Source organism: Pseudomonas sp. NPDC096950 (assembly GCF_044762525.1).
Lineage (GTDB): Bacteria > Pseudomonadota > Gammaproteobacteria > Pseudomonadales > Pseudomonadaceae > Aquipseudomonas.
The window spans coordinates 276,407-294,638 of the sequence record NZ_JBIWEL010000004.1 but is presented as its reverse complement, the minus strand read 5'-3'; the positions used below and the strand labels follow the sequence as shown (position 1 = coordinate 294,638).

15 protein-coding genes are annotated in these 18,232 nt (G+C 61.1%); 9 read left to right on the top strand and 6 right to left on the bottom strand.

All coding sequences use genetic code 11. The features are described from left to right. Window positions 1–13 precede the first annotated feature (13 nt). Both ACIQY3_RS10010 and ACIQY3_RS10005 read right to left on the bottom strand, forming a co-directional pair. Entirely contained in the window at window positions 14–820 is an 807-nt protein-coding gene (locus tag ACIQY3_RS10010) for an alpha/beta fold hydrolase (RefSeq protein ID WP_403018983.1), read from the bottom strand. Next, a complete protein-coding gene (locus ACIQY3_RS10005; protein WP_403018981.1) occupies window positions 817–1,965 on the bottom strand; it encodes an FAD-dependent monooxygenase in 1,149 nt (382 codons plus the stop codon). The genes ACIQY3_RS10010 and ACIQY3_RS10005 overlap by 4 nt, the downstream gene beginning before the upstream one ends. 312 nt (window positions 1,966–2,277) lie before the next feature. Here ACIQY3_RS10005 and ACIQY3_RS10000 point away from each other — a divergent pair, with 312 nt between their 5' ends. The 4 genes from ACIQY3_RS10000 to ACIQY3_RS09985 all read left to right on the top strand — a co-directional run bounded on the left by ACIQY3_RS10000 (window position 2,278) and on the right by ACIQY3_RS09985 (window position 8,267). After that, the gene (locus ACIQY3_RS10000) at window positions 2,278–3,330 is read left to right on the top strand and encodes a 2,5-dihydroxypyridine 5,6-dioxygenase (RefSeq protein WP_403018980.1); all 1,053 of its coding nucleotides are present in this window, start codon (window positions 2,278–2,280) and stop codon (window positions 3,328–3,330) included. Window positions 3,331–3,530: 200 nt separating this feature from the next. Beyond that, window positions 3,531–4,013: a MarR family winged helix-turn-helix transcriptional regulator gene (locus tag ACIQY3_RS09995; protein WP_403019144.1), complete on the top strand. Its 483-nt coding sequence runs from the start codon at window positions 3,531–3,533 to the stop codon at window positions 4,011–4,013. A 200-nt stretch (window positions 4,014–4,213) separates the two neighbouring features. Further along, window positions 4,214–4,690, top strand: a complete 477-nt coding sequence (locus ACIQY3_RS09990) for a (2Fe-2S)-binding protein (RefSeq protein WP_403018978.1) — start codon at window positions 4,214–4,216, stop codon at window positions 4,688–4,690. Window positions 4,691–4,700: 10 nt separating this feature from the next. Beyond that, window positions 4,701–8,267 carry a molybdopterin cofactor-binding domain-containing protein gene (locus ACIQY3_RS09985; RefSeq protein ID WP_403018976.1) on the top strand — a complete coding sequence of 1,189 codons (3,567 nt, stop codon included), beginning with the start codon at window positions 4,701–4,703 and terminating at the stop codon, window positions 8,265–8,267. Window positions 8,268–8,349: 82 nt separating this feature from the next. Here ACIQY3_RS09985 and ACIQY3_RS09980 read toward each other — a convergent pair whose 3' ends face one another. The 3 genes from ACIQY3_RS09980 to ACIQY3_RS09970 form a co-directional block, all read right to left on the bottom strand. Continuing rightward, window positions 8,350–9,006 (bottom strand): TetR family transcriptional regulator, encoded by a 657-nt coding sequence (locus tag ACIQY3_RS09980; protein ID WP_403018974.1) that lies wholly within the window; start codon window positions 9,004–9,006, stop codon window positions 8,350–8,352. A 53-nt stretch (window positions 9,007–9,059) separates the two neighbouring features. After that, window positions 9,060–10,508 (bottom strand): nucleobase:cation symporter-2 family protein, encoded by a 1,449-nt coding sequence (locus tag ACIQY3_RS09975; protein WP_403018972.1) that lies wholly within the window; start codon window positions 10,506–10,508, stop codon window positions 9,060–9,062. Window positions 10,509–10,838: 330 nt separating this feature from the next. Next, entirely contained in the window at window positions 10,839–11,732 is an 894-nt protein-coding gene (locus ACIQY3_RS09970) for a LysR family transcriptional regulator (protein ID WP_403018970.1), read from the bottom strand. Between the two features lie 99 nt (window positions 11,733–11,831). Between ACIQY3_RS09970 and ACIQY3_RS09965 the strand changes: the two genes are divergently transcribed. Together ACIQY3_RS09965 and speB are read left to right on the top strand one after the other, a co-directional pair. Beyond that, a complete protein-coding gene (locus ACIQY3_RS09965) occupies window positions 11,832–12,923 on the top strand; it encodes a polyamine ABC transporter substrate-binding protein (protein WP_403018968.1) in 1,092 nt (363 codons plus the stop codon). Between the two features lie 13 nt (window positions 12,924–12,936). After that, the gene (gene speB, locus ACIQY3_RS09960) at window positions 12,937–13,896 is read left to right on the top strand and encodes an agmatinase (protein WP_403018966.1); all 960 of its coding nucleotides are present in this window, start codon (window positions 12,937–12,939) and stop codon (window positions 13,894–13,896) included. A gap of 125 nt (window positions 13,897–14,021) precedes the next feature. Here the strand turns inward: speB and ACIQY3_RS09955 are convergent, their stop codons facing one another. Next, on the bottom strand, window positions 14,022–15,074 hold the full coding sequence (locus ACIQY3_RS09955) for an aldo/keto reductase (protein WP_054614866.1): 1,053 nt from the start codon (window positions 15,072–15,074) through the stop codon (window positions 14,022–14,024). 189 nt (window positions 15,075–15,263) lie between these two features. On the opposite strand from ACIQY3_RS09955, the gene ACIQY3_RS09950 reads away from it, so the two are divergent. From ACIQY3_RS09950 to ACIQY3_RS09940, 3 genes are all read left to right on the top strand, one after another. Then, on the top strand, window positions 15,264–15,980 hold the full coding sequence (locus tag ACIQY3_RS09950) for a helix-turn-helix transcriptional regulator (RefSeq protein ID WP_403018965.1): 717 nt from the start codon (window positions 15,264–15,266) through the stop codon (window positions 15,978–15,980). A 52-nt stretch (window positions 15,981–16,032) separates the two neighbouring features. Continuing rightward, window positions 16,033–16,374 (top strand): nuclear transport factor 2 family protein, encoded by a 342-nt coding sequence (locus tag ACIQY3_RS09945; protein ID WP_403018964.1) that lies wholly within the window; start codon window positions 16,033–16,035, stop codon window positions 16,372–16,374. A gap of 124 nt (window positions 16,375–16,498) precedes the next feature. Beyond that, on the top strand, window positions 16,499–18,142 hold the full coding sequence (locus tag ACIQY3_RS09940; RefSeq protein WP_403018963.1) for a phospholipase D-like domain-containing protein: 1,644 nt from the start codon (window positions 16,499–16,501) through the stop codon (window positions 18,140–18,142). The last annotated feature ends 90 nt before the right edge of the window (window positions 18,143–18,232 follow it).

Here is an 18,232-nt window from a genome sequence, read left to right as displayed (position 1 = left end):
TCTCCGAATTCGTTTAAATGAGGCGTGGGCCGAGGAAATCACCGAATGCCGCGAAGAAACCGTCGAGGTCATCCCACGGAATCATGTGCCCGGCGTTTGCGACGTGGACGCTGCGAATGTTCGGTTGCAGGTCGAGGATTTCCGCTTCGTCCTCGGGCTGAATCACACCACCACGGCCGGCGATCATCAGCAGCGCGGGTTGTTGAAGTTTTGGTAGGTCCTGATGGAAATCCACGTCATGGAAATCGTTGAAGGCGCGCACGATCGCCGGTTCGTAGCAGGTGTGCAGCCATTCGGCGCGCAGCTGCAATTGTTCGTCGGTCCAGGTGGCGCAGAAGGCGCGCATCGCTTCGGCATCCATCCCGATCAACGACTGGCGGATCGAATCGACGTACCACGGCAATTTGCTCGGGTACTCACGGCGACCGGGGCCGGACACGGGCGGGTCGATCAACACCAGACGGTTCACGCCGACGGGATGCTTGACGGCGCTGCGCACCGCAAACCGAGCGCCCATGGAGTGGCCGACCAAGTGATAACGGTCGAGCTGCATCGCTTGGGCAAACGCGCCGATATCGTCGGCGCAGGTGTCGGCGCTGTAATCCAGGTCCGGGCCGGTGGAGGAGAGGCCGCGACCGCGCACGTCGAGCACATAGGTGTCGAAATGCTCGCCGAGGCGTTCCGCAACAAAGCCCCAGGTGATCGCCGGGCTGGTAATGCCGGGAATCAGCACCAGTGCCGGGCCTTTGCCGCCGTAGCGCAAGTAGTGCTGGCGGATGCCGTTGGCCTGGACGTTGCCGCCATGGACGAAAGTACTCACGCGGCCACCCCCGATTTCAGCGGTTGGGCGTACAGGTCATAACCGTAGACCCAGGCTGGATCTTCCTGGGTGCGCAGCCAGGTGTTGGCGTTGGACACGGACTGCACGCGGGAGGCGCGTTCCTTGCGGTTGGCTTCATACAGTTCGAATGCGGTGCGGTAGTCGCCCAGGCCGGTTTCCTGCAAGCAGCGAGTCAGCATCGCCGCGTCTTCGATGGCCATGCCGGCGCCTTGGGCCATGTGCGGTTTCATCGGGTGGCAGGCGTCGCCGAGCAACACCAGGCGGCCCCGGCTCCACAGCGGCAACGGGTTGCGGTTGCGCAGCGGCCATTTGGTCACGCTTTCGGTGGATTCGATCAGCGCCTGGACGGTCGGGTGATAACCCTGGAACGCTTCGAACATTTCTTCGCGGCTGCTATCGACGAACGCACCCTGGAAATCCCACTCCGGGTGCGGCACGCCGGTGACGTAGTAGTACTCGTCGCGCTTGCCGGTGGTGTAGTAGACCATCATGTGCCGGTCCTCGGTCCACCACTTGATGCAGTCCTCGAACTTCAAATCGTACTTGGCCAGTTGATCGCCACGGATCAATGCGCGGTGCGCGACCCAGCCGCTGTACAGCGGTTTTTCCGCGCCGAGCAGCTCTTCACGAATCTTCGAATTGATCCCGTCGGCACCGATGACGATGTCGGCGTAGGTGACTTCGCCGTCGCTGAAAGTCAGGCGCACCTGGCTGTCGGTTTCTTCGAGGGTTTCCAGGCGTTTGTTGAAGTGCACGGTGCCCGGTTTGATCGTCGACATCTGCAAGGCGTGCAGGTCGCCGCGGTGCACGGTGACGTAGGACGCGCCGTATTCCTTGCGTGCGAAATCTCCCAGCGGGATGCGCGACAGGTAGTCGCCGCTCAAGCCATCACGGCTGAACCAGTGATCCGGGTGCGAGCCCATCAGGTCGAGCTGCTGCTCGATGCCCATGCGCCGGAAGATTTTCATGATGTTCGGGCCCATGTGGATCCCGGCGCCGAGGCGGGAGAACTCTGGGGCCTGTTCGTAGATGTCCACCTGGAACCCGGCTTGTTGCAACAACGTCGCGGCGGCTGCACCGCCAAGACCTGCACCGACGATGGCGATTTTTTGCGTATTGGCCATGGGGCTTGTTCCTCTTCTTCGAATGGTCGCTGGCTGGGTCGCCGCAAGGTTTTTAAAGTGTATACGCTGTATTTTTCAAAAAGAAAGAGCCGCCGGTAAAAATTAATTTTCAGCAGTATTTGGCGAATGACACCGAATGTAACCTTTGTTTGTTGGGTTTGTGTGAGTTGGTAACGTTATGGTCCAGCGCTTGCAGTCCGCTCTCATTTGATGTCTTATCGATAACAAATGGCGTACACGCTATAAAAATGCACTAGGGTGAGGCAGGGCGCCTCGACTTGGTGCGCAGCAGACGATTGAGGAGACAGGAAAATGCCGGTAAGCGATTGCGAACTGACCCAGATGTTCGAACACGTGTTGAAGCTGTCGAAGGTCGACCCGACCCAGAGCGTCGCCGTGCTCAAGAGCCACTATTCCGACCCACGCACCGTGCGCGCCGCGATGGACGCCGCGCAGCGCCTGGGGGCCAAGGTCTACGCGGTGGAATTGCCGTCGTTCAACCACCCGACGGCCATGGGCAACGACATGACCGCCTACTGCGGCGACACCGCGCTGACCGGCAATATCGCGGCGCAACGGGCCCTGGAAGCGGCGGACCTGATCGTCGACACGATGATGCTGCTGCATTCGCCGGAACAGGAACAGATCCTCAAGACCGGCACGCGGATTCTATTGGCCGTGGAGCCCCCGGAAGTGCTGGCGCGGATGCTGCCGACCGAAGCCGACAAGGTGCGAGTGATGGCGGCGGAGAAGCTGCTGACACAGGCGCGTTCGATCCACGTCACGTCCCGCGCCGGCAGCGACTTCCGTGCGGCGCTGGGGCAATATCCGGCGGTCACCGAGTACGGTTTCGCCGATGAACCGGGGCGCTGGGATCACTGGCCCAGCGGTTTCCTGTTCTCCTGGCCCAACGAAGAAACCGCCGAAGGCGTACTGGTACTGGACATCGGCGACATCGTGCTGCCGTTCAAGACCTACACCCGGGAGAAGATCACCCTGGAGATCGAGAAGGGCTTTATCACCTCGATCCACGGTGGTTTCGAGGCCGAATACCTGCGCGACTACATGAAGTATTTCAACGACCCGGAGGTGTACGGCATCTCCCATATCGGCTGGGGCCTGCAGCCAAAAGCCCAGTGGACCGCCATGGGCCTGCACGACAAGAACGACGGCATGTGCATGGACGCCCGGGCGTTCTACGGCAACTTCCTGTTCTCCACCGGGCCGAACACCGAAGTCGGCGGCAAGCGCAAAACCCCGTGCCATTTGGACATTCCGTTGCGCAATTGCGATGTATACCTGGATGACCAGGCGGTGGTGATTGGCGGGGATGTGGTGGCGCCGGAGGCTTCGCGAGTTCGCTGAGTTCCTCACAGCCACAGGAGATCCAATGTGGGAGCGGGCTTGTTCGCGAAGGCGGTGTGTCAGTCAACATTTTTATCGACTGACACACTGCTTTCGCGAGCAAGCCCGCTCCCACAAGGGGTTTGTGCAGTCTCATAAAGGGTTTGTGCAGTCTGTTAAGACTGACTTCACCCTTGAGTCCGCCCACCAACCTGTCCATCATGCCTCCCCACCACTCATCGTCTTTCGAGTCCGCCGTGCCTGAAACTCCTGATGCTTCCTACGTTTTCTCCGAACAAGTCGGGCATTTGCTGCGCAAGGCCTATCAGCGGCACATGGCGATTTTTCAGCAGAATGTCGGTGATTCGCAGCTCACGGCGGTGCAATTCGTGACCCTGTGCGCCGTGCGCGATCACGGTCCCAGCTCCCTGACGGAACTGGTCAAGGCCACCGCCGTGGACCAGGCGACCATTCGCGGCATCGTCGAACGCCTCAAGGCCCGGGAACTGATCACCCTTGAGCCCGACCCGCAAGACCGGCGCAAAGTCATCGTCGGCCTGTCCGAAGCGGGCGATCGTCTGGTGCAGCAAACCGTGCCCTACGCCGGGAAAATCACCGAACTGACCCTGAGCAACCTCAACCCGGCAGAGCGGGTTGCGGTGCTGTTCCTGCTGCGCAAAATGATTGACGATCCGCAGGACTGATGTGGGAGCGAGCAGGCTCGCTCCCACAGGGTTTTGCTCCCACAGGTTTTCTGTGTCTGGCATCGTTTTTGCTCCTGTTTCATGTAGTAGCCACTTCACCAGTCGAGTGTGTCGCGACGCCACAATGCAATCCGGCCCGCGACGTTTTTTTCGACCTTTTGGTGTAGTAGCCACTTCATCAAACGAAGCAGGCGAAGCGAATGAGCAGCCAGGAAATCACCGTAGCGCTTGAGGTCAACGGCCTCACCACCACCGTCACCGCCATGGCGGACACGCCGTTATTGCTGATCTTGCGCAATGACCTGCACCTCAACGGCCCCAAGTATGGCTGCGGCCTGGGCGAGTGCGGCGCGTGCACGGTGATCATCGACGGGGTGGCGGCGCGCTCTTGCGTATTTCCGCTGGCCGGCGCGGTGGATCGGCAAATCGTCACCCTCGAAGGCCTCGGCACCCGCGCCGATCCGCACCCGGTGCAACAAGCGTTTATCGACGAGCAAGCGGCGCAATGCGGCTATTGCCTGAACGGCATGATCATGACGACCAAGGCCTTGCTCGACCGCATCCCGCACCCCAGCGAAACCCAGATCCGCAGCGAGCTCTCGGCCAACCTCTGCCGTTGCGGCACCCACATCGAAATCCTCCGCGCGGTGCTGCGTGCCGCCCGCCAAATGCCTTGAAGGTGGATCAATGACCATGACTGACTCCATCCCGCCCTCCATCCCGACCCGCGACCAACTGCTGGCCAAGACCGGCGTGCTGCTGATCGTCGACGACATCCTGCCGCCATCCGGCCCGGTGGCGAAGGGCGGTACGCCGCTGATCAAGCCCAAGGAATTGGGGCTGTTCATTGCCATCAGCGACGACGGGCGCGTGTACGCGTTCAACGGTCACGTTGACCTCGGCACCGGCATCCGCACCTCATTGGCGCAGATCGTGGCCGAAGAACTCGACCTTCAATTGGAGCAAGTGTGCATGGTGCTCGGCGACACCGAGCGCGCGCCGAATCAGGGCGCGACGATTGCCAGTGCGACGCTGCAGATTTCCGCGATTCCGCTGCGCAATGCAGCTGCCGAAGCGCGGCGCTATCTGCTGGAAACGGCGGCTGAGCGGTGGGCTGTGCAACCCGAACTTCTGAAAATCGAAGCGGGCGTGATTCTCACGCCCGACGGTCGAACCGCGACTTATGCCGAGCTGGTCAACGGTGAACACGTTGAACTGCGCATCTCCGGCACCGCACCACTGAAACCCGCCGCCGACTATCGACTGGTGGGCAAGGGCGCCGCACGGGTGGACATCCCGGCCAAAGCCACCGGCGAACTGACCTACGTCCACGACATGCGCGTGCCGGACATGCTCCACGGCCGGGTGATTCGTCCGCCGTATGCAGGGCTGGATTGCGGCGACTTTGTCGGCAACAGCCTGCTGGAAGTCGATGAGTCCTCCATTGCGCATATCGCCGGGATCGTCGCCGTGGTGGTGATCCGCGATTTCGTCGGCGTCGTCGCGCTGCGCGAAGAACAGGCGATCAAGGCTGCCCAGGCGTTGAAAATCACCTGGAAAGCCTGGAACCAAGGGCTGCCGGATCTGAACAATGTCGAGCAGGCCATCCGCGACAACCCCCGCGTGCAACGGGTGGTGCTCGATCAGGGCAGTGTCGACGAAGCCCTGGCCAACGCCAGTCAGCGCATGCCACGCACTTATATGTGGCCGTATCAGATGCACGGTTCGATTGGCCCGTCCTGCGGAGTAGCGGACTATCAACCGTCGGGCTCTCGCGTGTGGTCCGGCAGCCAGAATCCGCATTTGCTGCGCGCCGATCTCGCCTGGCTGCTGGAGTGCGAAGAAGAAGCCATCGAGATCATTCGTATGGAAGCGTCCGGCTGTTACGGGCGCAACTGTGCGGACGACGTGTGCGCCGATGCGTTGCTGTTGTCCCGCGCCGTGGGCAAACCGGTGCGGGTGCAACTGACTCGCGAACAGGAACATCTGTGGGAACCCAAGGGCACCGCGCAACTGATGGACGTCGATGGCGGCTTGAACGCCGATGGCAGCGTCGCCGCGTATGACTTCCAGACCAGTTACCCGTCCAACGGCGCGCCGACCCTGGCCTTGCTGCTGACCAGGCGGGTCGAGCCGGTGGCGACGATGTTCGAAATGGGCGACCGCACCTCGATCCCGCCGTATGACTTTGAACATATGCGCGTGACCATCAACGACATGGCGCCGATTGTCCGCGCCTCGTGGATGCGCGGGGTGTCAGCGCTACCGAACACTTTTGCCCACGAGTCGTACATCGATGAGCTGGCCTTTGCGGCGGGCGTCGATCCGGTGGAATACCGTTTGCGCTATCTGCACGACGAGCGCGCCATCGACCTGGTGAAATCCACCGCCGAACGCGCAGCCTGGACCCCACGCACCAAGCCGATGCAAACCCCGAACGACGATCAACTGTTGCGCGGTCGCGGCTTTGCCTACGCGCGCTACATCCACAGCAAATTCCCCGGTTTCGGTGCGGCGTGGGCGGCGTGGGTGGCGGACGTGGCGATTGACCGCACGACCGGCGATGTGTCGGTCACGCGGGTGGTGATCGGCCATGACTCGGGGATGATGATCAACCCGGCGGGCGTGCAGCATCAGATTCACGGCAACGTTATCCAATCCACCAGCCGCGTGCTCAAGGAGCGCGTGACGTTCGAAGAATCCACGGTGGCGAGCAAGGAGTGGGGCGGTTACCCGATCCTGACCTTTCCGGAAGTGCCGCAGATCGACGTGCTGATGATGCCGCGCCAGGACCAACCGCCGATGGGCGCTGGTGAATCGGCTTCGGTGCCCAGCGCGGCGGCGATTGCCAATGCGATCTACGACGCCACCGGGATTCGTTTCCGCGAACTGCCGATCACCCCGGAACGGGTCCTGGCCGCGCTGAATGCCGGCACCTGCGATGAACCGCCGAAGTCCCCGAGCAAGCGTTCGAAATGGCTGTTTGGTTCACTGTTTGCCGCATTCGGCGCGGTGCTCGGCATGGCCGCGACGGCGTGGCCATTCCACGGTGAAATCGCGCCGATTGCCCCGCCGAGTGCCGGCACCTGGTCAGCCGCGACCCTGGAACGCGGGCGCTTGCTGGCGGCGGTCGGCGATTGCGCGGTGTGCCACACCGCGCCCGGTGGCGCGACCAATGCCGGTGGCCTGGCGATGCAGACGCCGTTCGGCACGCTGTACAGCAGCAACATCACCCCGGACGTGAAAACCGGGATTGGCAGTTGGTCCTATCCGGCGTTCGAACGGGCGATGCGCGACGGCATCGGTCGCGACGGGCGCAACCTGTATCCGGCATTTCCTTACACGGCGTTTCGCAACATCAACGATGCGGACATGCAGGCGTTGTACGCCTACCTGATGTCGCAAGCGCCGGTCAGCCAAGCGGCGAAAGTCAACGACATGCGCTTCCCGTTCAACCTGCGGCCATTGATGGCGGGGTGGAATGCGTTGTTTCTGCGCAAGGGCGAAATCAGCGTGCAACCGGAGCGCAGTGAGCAGTGGAATCGCGGCGCGTATCTGGTCAACGGTTTGGGCCACTGTGCGGCGTGCCATTCGCCGCGCAATGTGATGGGAGCGGAGAAGGGTGGTGCGTCGTTCCTCGCGGGCGGGATGGTTGATGGCTGGGAGGCGCCAGCGCTGAACGGGTTGTCCAAGTCGCCGACGCCCTGGACCGAGGATCAGTTGTTCGGGTACCTGAGCACCGGTTATTCCGCCGAACATGGCGTGGCAACCGGGCCGATGGGGCCGGTGGTCAGCGAGTTGGCGAAACTGCCTACGGCGGATATCCGCGCGATGGCGGTGTACCTGGCGTCACTCAATGGTGCGCGGGCGGAAGCGCAAGTGGTGGAGAAAGCCACGCGACCGGCGCCCGGTTTGTCGTTGAGCAATGGCCAGCGAGTGTTCGAAGGTTCGTGCAAGGCCTGTCATGCCGATGGCCTGGGACCAAAGCTGTTTGGCGTGAGCCCGTCGCTGGCGACCAACACCAATGTGCACAGTGATCTGCCGGACAATCTGATCAAGGTGATCTTGCAGGGTATCGATACCCCGGCGACCAAGGATCTGGGTTATATGCCGGCGTTCAAGGACAGTTTGTCGAATACTCAAGTGGCGGAATTGGCGGCGTATTTGAGGAGCCGGTTTGCGGGGAATGCGCCGGGGTGGGAAGGGTTGGAACAGAAGGTCGCGTATCTCAGGGCTAATCCGGGGAGTCATTAAGAGCTTCGCGAGCAAGCCCGCTCCCACACTTGGAATGCATTCCCCTGTGGGAGCGGGCTTGCTCGCGAAGGGGCCGGCCCAATCACCGCAAATCCGGCTCGGGCAACCTCATCACCCCGCGCACCACCAAATCCTGAATAAACCCCAACCAATCCTGCTGCTGCCCCTTGTCCGCCAAATCCTCGCCGAGGAACGAACTGAGGGTATGCCGGTTGGAGTTATAGAAATAACAAAGCGAGGCAATCATCAAATACACATGCTTGATGTCCAGCACCTCGCGAAACAAGCCCTGGGCCTGACCCGCCTCGATGATCGGCTTTAGCACCCCGACCGCCTCGCCAGACAACCGCCGCAACTCGCTGGACTGCTGCGCATGCTTGCCGTTGTGCAAATTCTCATTGCTCAGGATCGCGACGAATTCCGGGTGCTTGACGTAGTAATGCCAGACGAACGCCACCAAATCCTGCAACGCCACCAACGGCTGGCTCAGGTCCAGTTTGAGGCGGCTTTCGGCTTTGTTGAACTGCTCGTAAGTGTGTTCCAGCACGCAGATAAACAGCTGCTCTTTACTGCCGAAGTAGTAATAGAGCATGCGGTCGTTGGATTCGGCTTCCCGGGAAATACTCTCGACCCGCCCCCCGGAATAGCCGTCGCGGGTGAACACTTTCACCGCCGCTTCGAGGATCCGTGTGCGGGTCTGCTGGGCCTGGGCGGCCCGGATACCGGTTTTCTTGTTCAACGTGCGGTCAACCTTGTGCCAGACGGAGTCGCATCGAATGTAGCACGGTCCTTTCAGCGGTTCAGGCTTGGAGCCGATTCGCTGGCGGGCGGGTTTTCCATGACTTGCAGGATCGAGGCTTCCGGGTCGAAATCATCCTCTTCCAGCTCCATGAATTCCTCGGGCAGGAACACGTTGAGGATGATCGCGCACAGCGCGCCGACGGTGATCGGCGATTCGAAAATGTTGTGCAGCGCCAGCGGCAACTCGCGCAACACTTCCGGCACCGCCGCGATCCCGAGGCCCATGCCCAGGGAAATCGACACGATCAGCATGTTGCGTCGATGCAGGCCGGCTTCGGCGAGGATCTTGATCCCCGCCACCGCGACGGTGCCGAACATCACCAGCTCCGCACCGCCGAGCACCGGTTTTGGCATCAGTTGCAGCACCGCGCCGATCATCGGGAACAGTCCCAGTAGCACCAACAGGCCTGCAATAAAGAACGCCACGTAACGACTGGCCACGCCGGTGAGCTGAATCACGCCGTTGTTCTGCGCGAAGGTCACCATCGGCATGCTGTTGAACACGGCGGCCATGGCCGAGTTGAGGCCATCGGCGAGTAGGCCGGACTTGATCCGGCGAATGTAGATCGGGCCTTTGACCGGTTGTCTGGAAATCATCGAGTTGGCCGTCAGGTCGCCCGCAGCTTCCAGCGGCGACACCAGGAAAATCACCGCCACCGGCACAAACGCCACCCAATCGAAGTTGAAGCCGTACTTGAACGGCACCGGCACGCTCACCAGCGGCACGGCGGGCAGACTGGCGAAATTGACATCGCCCATCAGCCAGGCGACGACATAACCGATGGTCAGGCCAATCACGATCGCGCCGAGGCGCAGGAACGGCACATCGACGCGGTTCAGCACGACGATGGTGCCCAAGACCAACGCGGCCAACAGCAGATGATGGCTGGCGCCGAGGTCCGCCACGCCGAAGCCGCCGGCGATGTCGGTCATCGCGACTTTGATCAACGACAGGCCCATCAGCGTGATGATCGTCCCGGTGACCACAGGCGTGATCAGCATCCGCAGTTTGCCGATGAACTGGCTCAACACCACTTCGATAAACGCGGCGAAAAAGCACACGCCGAAGATCGTCGACAAAATCTCATCGGTGCCGCCACCCCGGGCCTTGACCATGAACCCGGCGCTGAGGATCACGCTGATAAAGGAAAAACTGGTGCCCTGCAGGCACAGCAACCCGGAACCCACCGGCCCGAAGCGCCGCGCCTGAACGAACGTGCCCAGGCCGGAAACAAACAACGCCATGCTGATCAGGTACGGGATTTCGCTTTGCAGCCCCAGCGCGCCGCCCATGATCAGGGTCGGGGTGATGATGCCGACGAAACTGGCCAGCACATGTTGCAGCGCAGCGAACACCGTGGCGGTCAGGTGAGGGCGGTCGTTGAGGCCGTAGATCAGGTCGGAGCGGGGCTGGGGTTTTGCGTGTTCAGATGGGGTCACGAGGAAAGCGCCAGGGGCCAGGTCAGAAAATGGAGGCGCAGGATGCCAGAAAACTTACAACCTGACACAAATCCATGGGGGAACCCCCTGTTCATGATCGTTCCCACGCTCTGCGTGGGAATACCTCACTGGACGCTCTGCGTCCGCTCTTGGGACGCGGAGCGCCCCTGGCTGCATTCCCACGCGGAGCATGGGAACGATCAGGCAACCTGACACAAATCCCTGTGGGAGCGGGCTTGCTCGCGAAGGCGGTGTGCCAGTCGACATCTCTATCGACTGACACGGCCTTTTCGCGAGCAAGCCCGCTCCCACAGCAGATTTGTGGTGTGCTCAAACAAACGCCGCCAGCAAATCCTCTTCAAATGCCTTCTGCGCATCCCCCGGCACTTGCGCCCGGTGCCGGGCCAGGTGAAATCCCACGTCAAAACTCATTTCTCCTACACGCACCGCCCGCAGCAACCCTTTGTCCTCCCAGCTACGGGCGAAGTGGCTCGGCAGATAACCCACATGTTTCCCGGACAGAATAAAGGCCAGGGTGCCTTCGACCTGTTCCGAGCGCGCCGAACACAACTTGCCCTGAAACGGCTCATCACTGCGCAAAAACCGATACGGATGATCCACCCGGTCGCTCGCCTGCAACGCCCGATCATCCGGCGCCTCATCGCTGAACAGCGGATGCCCCGGCGCGCAATATAAATGCTGGGTTTCGCTGAACAACTCCCGGTAGTCAAAAGCGCTTTGCACCTGTGAGAAATAGCCGATCGCCAGGTCCAGCCGCTGTTGCAGCATCAGCCGTTCCATTTCCCCCGGCATGGCGCTGATCAACTCGATGCGCACCGATTCATCCCGCTCGCGAAAGCGCCGGATCGCGTCCGCCACCCGTTGCAGCACCGACTGATCGAGGGCTTCGGACAACCCCAAACGCACCTCGCCAATCAAACGTCCGGCGACGCCGTTGGATTGATGACGAAAGGTTTCGATGGATTCAAACAGGCCACGGATGGCGATCAACAGTTGCTCGCCCTTGGGCGTGATGCGAAAACCGCCCTTGCCGCGACTGCATAAACGATAACCGAGCCGGGTTTCCAGCTTGGCCATTTGCTGGCTAATGCTCGACTGACTCAAACCCAATTCACCCTGGGCAGCGCTGAAGCCGCCGCACTCGACCACGCTGACAAACAGCCGGAGCAATTGCAGGTCCAGATCGTGGAGTTGGCCGAGCATCACATTACTCCTGGATAAAGTCAGGTTAACAAACTTGATATTTCACCAATGTATCCGAGGGCGCACGCTGCAACCACTCCAACTGGTCAGGTGTTTGTCATGGCTCCTCTCTTTAAGCTGTGTTTTCCCGCGCTGTTACTCGCCATGGCCGTGTCCGCCCAGGCTGAGGAAAAAGTCGTCAACCTCTACAGTTGGGCCGACTACGTGGCGCCCGAAACCCTGCAGAAGTTCGAGCAGGAAACCGGTATTCACGTGCGCTACGACACCTTCGATGCGTCGGAAGTGCTGGAAACCAAATTGCTCACCGGCGGCAGCGGTTATGACGTGGTGGTGCCGTCCTCCAGCGTCCTGGCCCGTGGTTTGGCGGCGGGTGCGCTGAAGGCGATTCCCCACGAAGGACTGAAGGGCTACGCCAACCTCGACCCGGACTTGCTGGAAAAACTCGCGGCGGTCGATCCCGGCAATCGATACGGCGTGCCGTACACCTGGGGCACGTTGGGCCTTGGGATGAATGTCGAAGCGGTGAAACAACGCTTGCCCGGCGTACCGCTCAACAGTCTGGACCTGCTGTTCAAGCCCGAGTACGCCAGCAAGTTGAAAGACTGCGGGATTGCGATCATCGATTCACCGCAGGAAGTGATTGGACTGGCGCTGCACTATCTCGGTAAAGATCCCTACAGCACCGATCAGAAGGATCTGTCAGCCGCCGAGGCGTTGCTGCATCAGCTTCAGCCGAATGTGCTGTACGTCGCCAGTGGTCGGCAGATCAATGACCTGGCCAACGGCAGCGTGTGCCTGGCCCTGACCTACAACGGTGACGCGAGCATGGCCGCTGATCAGGCGCGCAAGGCCAACAAGCCTTACGAGGTGGCCTACCGAATTCCCAAGGAAGGCACGCTGGTGTGGCAGGACAACCTGGCGATCCCCAAGGATGCGCCGCACCCCGAAGCCGCCCGCCAGTTCATTGAATTCATGCTGCGCCCCGAGTCCGTCGCCGCGCTGACCAACACGCTGTTTTTCGCCACGGCCAACACCGCGGCGACGCCGCTGGTGGATGAAGCCGTGCGCACCGATCCGGATATCTACCCGCTGGCCGACGTTCGCGACCGTTTGTATGCCGATCGCAGCATGAGCCTCAAGGACATGCGTCAGCGCACCCGTCTCTGGACCACTTTCCGTAGCCGCCAATAATAAGGAACTCACCATGGATGTCCCTGTGCAAAACGATCAGGCCATGACCCGCGACAGCCTCTACGGGACTGCCGCCGAAAGCACCTACGCCGGTATCACCAGTTTCATGCGCCGGCGCTACAGCCGCGACTTGCGCGGGGTCGATGTGGCCGTCAGCGGCGTGCCGTTCGACACCGCTACCAGCAACCGCCCCGGCGCGCGTTTCGGACCGCGCGGGATTCGTGCGGCGTCCACCGGGATTGCCTGGGAACGCCACTGGCCGTGGACCTTCGACCCGTTCGATCACTTGGCGGTGATTGATTACGGCGATTGCGACTTCGACTACGGCACGCCGCAGTCGGTGCCGGAAAGCATCGAAGCCCACGCCGAGCACATTCTGAATGCCGGCAGCGCGATGCTCACGTTCGGTGGCGATCACTTCATCACCTATCCGCTGCTCAAGGCCCATGCGCGCAAACATGGCGCGTTGTCGCTGGTCCACTTCGACGCCCACAGCGACACGTGGCCGGACGAGGAGGGTAAGCGCGTCGACCACGGCACGATGTTCTGGCACGCGGCGAAGGAGGGGCTGGTGGATCCGTCGCGTTCGGTGCAGATCGGCTTGCGCACCACCAACGACGATCACTTGGGGTTTCAGGTGCTCGACGCGCGGCAGGTGCATCGCCAGGGTTGCGAGGCGATTGTCGAAGCGATTCGGGCGCGGGTTGGCGATAACCCGGTGTACCTGACGTTTGATATCGATTGCCTGGACCCTGCGTTCGCTCCGGGCACCGGAACCCCGGTGTGCGGCGGTTTGAGCACGGTGCAGGCGCTGGAAATCCTTGGCGGTTTGCGCGGGATCAACCTGGTGGGAATGGACGTGGTGGAAGTGGCGCCGGCCTATGACAGCGCGGACATAACGTCACTGGCCGCGGCAACGTTGGCGATGGAAATGTTGTGCCTGTATGCGGCGAAGCACAAAGTCGACCGGTAGTACGCGGTTCAAAAATGTGGGAGCGGGCTTGCTCGCGAAAGCGGTAGTTCAGTCAATACTGATATCGACTGACACGACGCCTTCGCGAGCAAGCCCGCTCCCACATTTGTTTTATGTATGGCTGATCAGGCCACCGGAATCTTCGGCAAATCCAGGGTTTCAACCCCGGTATACCGCGCCGCCGACCCGGCAATCATCGCGTGTGGCACACCCACTTCCACAGCGCTGGAACCATCCAGCCGCGCCAGTTGCTCATCACTCAACGCCACCTCCAACGCTCCCAGCGTCGCATCCAGTTGCTCACGGGTCCGCGACCCCAGGATCGGAATCAGCGCTGTAGTCGAACGCTTGGCTTTCTCCCGCAACCAGGCAATCGCCACATGCGTAGGAGTCGATTCCAGTTCTGCTGCGACCGCCAGCAAGGTATCGAGCAGGGCGGTTTCCCGGGCGCTTTTCTCGGCGTGGATCAGCATGCCGAGTTTGGCCGCGCGGTTGTTTTCGTCGTTGGTGCGGTATTTACCGGTGAGAAAGCCGCCGCCCAGCGGTGACCACAAGGTTGCGGCCAAGCCGAGGGCTTCGGCCATCGGCAGCAATTCACGTTCAGCGGTGCGTTCGGCCAGGCTGTATTCGGTCTGGATCGCGGCAATCGGCGAGAAGCCGCGCACTTCGGCCAGCACATCAGCGCGAGCGATGCGCCAGGCCGGGAAGTTCGACAGCCCGGCGTAGTGGATCTTGCCGGCGCGCACCAGGTCGTCAAAGCCACGGAGGATTTCTTCCATCGGCGTGACGCCGTCGGTGATGTGCGCCCAGAACAGATCAATGTGATCGGTTTTAAGCCGTTTCAGGCTCTCTTCCACGGAGCGCACCATGTTCTTGCGGTTATTGCCGGTGAAGGAAATGCCGGCCACCCGATCCGTCCCCATCGTGTATTTGGTGGCGATGACCAGGCGATCCCGTTCCGCTGCGATGAATTCGCTGAGCATCACCTCGGACTGGCCATTCTGATAACCGTTGGCGGTGTCGATGAAGTTGCCGCCGGCCTCCAGGTAGCCGTCGAAAATCCGCTTGGCTTCATCGCGCTCGGCGCCGTGGCCCCAACCGGTGCCGAAGTTGCCGGCTCCCAACGCCAGTTCCGAAACCCGCAGGCCGGTTTTGCGACCGAAAACTTTGTAATGCATGGGATGACTCCTGAGGAAATACGCTTGGGTTAAATATAAATGTTAGGCGACATGTATTTAATATGATGCGAGTAATATCCGACGTCAAGACGCTTTTTCAGGGAGTGACCATCGGCGGTTTTACTCCTGCCAGTTTCTGACAGCAGCCTTTGTTAAGCTGCGAGCACTTTTCCGCACTGAGTGCCGATCGTGTCGCGAACCACTCGATTACTGACCTTGCTCCAAGTGCTGCGGGGTAAAAGCCGCCCGGCGACCGCCGCGACCCTGGCCAGCGAACTGGAGATTTCCGAACGCACGCTGTACCGCGACATCGCGGAACTCACGGCCCTCGGCGCGCCGATTTATGGCGAGGCGGGGATTGGCTACGTGTTGCGTAGCGGTCTGTTCCTACCGCCATTGATGCTCAACGCCGACGAAACCGAGGCCATCGTGCTCGGTTTGCGTTATGTCGATCAGCGTGGGGATGAGGTGCTGAGCAAAGCGGCGGCGGATGCGCTGGCGAAGATCGCGGCAGTGTTGGCGCCCGAGGCGCTGGACGCCTTGCACAACCCGACAGTCTTGCCCGGCCCGCCGGGATTCGGCTTCGCGCAAAACGCCGTGCCGTTGAATGTGTTTCGCCAGGCGATTCGCAACCAGGCCAAGCTGCACATTGATTATGCGGATGCCAATCAGGTGCCGACCCAACGCCTGATCTGGCCGCTGGCCCTGGGGTTTCTCAACGAGGTGCGGATCATCGTTGCCTGGTGCGAGTTACGCAGTGCCTACCGGACCTTTCGCACCGACCGGATCTCCGCTGCCAGCGAGCAGGGCGACCGTTATCCGGGGCGTCGCAGCGATTTGCTGCGCACCTGGCGCAAGCAGATGCAACTGGACGAAAACGGCCGATTCACTCCTGACAAGAATTGACACAGCGCTGTCATAACATGGCTCCAGAATCAAACAACAAGGAGCCTTCACCATGTCTAATCCAGCCTCTTCACTGGCACCGGCCATCGCCGATTACATCGCCGCCGCCAACGCCCGTGACACCTCGCGGGTTGCCAGTTTTTTCGCTGAGGATGCCAACGTCTTCGATGAAGGCGAACATCAGGTCGGCACCCAGGCTATCGCCCAATGGATGCAGGACACCGCGCAACGCTACCAGCCACAGGTCGAGGTGCTCGACGTGCAACTGCGCACCGGCAAGGTGCTGGTGCACAACCTGATTTCCGGGACATTTCCCGGTAGTCCGCTGGAACTGCGCTACACCTTTCGCCTGAACGAACAGGGCAAGATCGCCCGGCTGGACATCTCCCTCTGACACCACCCCGGATCAAGGTGGGAGCAGGCTTGCTCGCGACTGCAGCGATGCGGTTTTAGATCATCAAGGCAAATTCGCATCACTGCCCTATGCTCAGCAAGCCAGCCATTCACAGGAGTGACCCATGCGCGTTCTAGCCGCCAACCCTCAGGACGATTTCCGCGTCAAAGCCTACGCCGGCACCAACGGCGTGCTGTTGGCCATGGACCTGGCCGAGTCCCGCCGCAAAGGCTTGCTGGGTTTTGCCATCGAAAAACAGTCAGGTACTAAACCCTGGCTGTTTCTGTTCAACAGCCTGACGTTCCCCGGCAAGGTTCACACCTTCCCGCAATACCACGCCACCCCGAGCGATATCGCGCCGCTGCAGAAATTTCGCTGGGCCGATTACGCGGTCAATCCGGGGACGACCCTGCATTACCGCGTTCACCTGGCTTACGGCACACCCGATGCGCCGCAACTGGGTGAGTTTCTGGAACTGACCATCACGTCCGACGATGGTCTGCCGCACAACCAGAGCGTGATCTTCAACCGCGCAGTGGCGGCGAGTCAGGCGTTCCAGCGCAAGTTTCCCGACCTCGATGCGCAGATCAGCGCCAACAAAGGCTTGCCCATCGAGGCCTGGCCGATCGCGGCGCAGCAATGGCTGGAAAACGGTCTGCTCGGACGTTTGCTCGGGTTTATCCAACGCGCCGTGGACGACCAATGGGCGCTGGACATCGCCATCTACGAATACCAATTAGAGTCGATCGTCGATGCGGTGAACGCCGCGTTCGCCCGTGGGGTCAAGGTGCGGGTGCTGTATCACGCGCAACCGAATGACGAAGACACCACCCTGAATGAGGCCAGCCTGGAAAAAATCCCGGCGGCGAACAAGCGCGGGCGGGTCACTCACAACATCTTTCACGACAAATTCATCGTCCTGAGCAAACTGGAGGGCGGGGAGCATCGGCCGCAAGCGGTGCTTTGCGGCAGCACCAACTTCACGCCCAACGGCGTCTACCGCCAGGCCAACGTGGTGCATGTGCTGGACGATGCGCGGGTCGGCGCCAGTTACTTGCAGACTTTCGAGGAGGTGTGGGCGAACCCGGCGGACGTCGGTGCGACGCGCACCTGGCTGACCAAGAACAATCCCATGGACCCGGCGCAACCGCTGTTCGCCGGGTTCTCACCGCGTACCGGCCAGGGCGACTTGCACGAATTTGTCGAGATCATCAACGGCGCGAAAAAGGACATCCTGTTCGTTACGGCGTTTGCTTTGCCCAACGACATCCTCAACGCCTTGCTCGGCCAGCCCCACGACGACATCCTGCGCTACGGCCTGCAAAACACCGTCAGCCGCATCACCGGTTTTCACGCCGACCGCACCGCCGAATTCGCCGCCACGGCGCTGCTCAACACCGGGCTGGAAGGCTGGCTCAAGGAAAACATGAAAGGCCAGAAGGGCAACTTGCTGGTGCACACTAAAGCCATCGTCACCGACTTCACCACCGATACGCCGACCATCATCAGCGGCAGCCACAACCTGAGTGCGGCGGCCAGCAATGGCAATGATGAGAATTACCTGATCATTCGGGGCGATACCAATCTGGCGGATCGGTATGGGTTGGAATTGCTGCGGTTTTATGAGCATTACCGGTTTCGGTATTTTGCGAAGAAACTGGCATTGAAAGAGGTCTCGCCGTTGGCGGCGGATGACCGTTGGACCAATGATTATTATGTGGCGGGGGATTTGCGGGAGTTGTCGAGGTTGCGGTTTTCCGGTCGATAGAATTCCCCCTGTGGGAGCGGGCTTGCTCGCGAAGGCGTCGTGTCAGTCAGCATTTATGTCAACTGACCCACCGCTTTCGCGAGCAAGCCC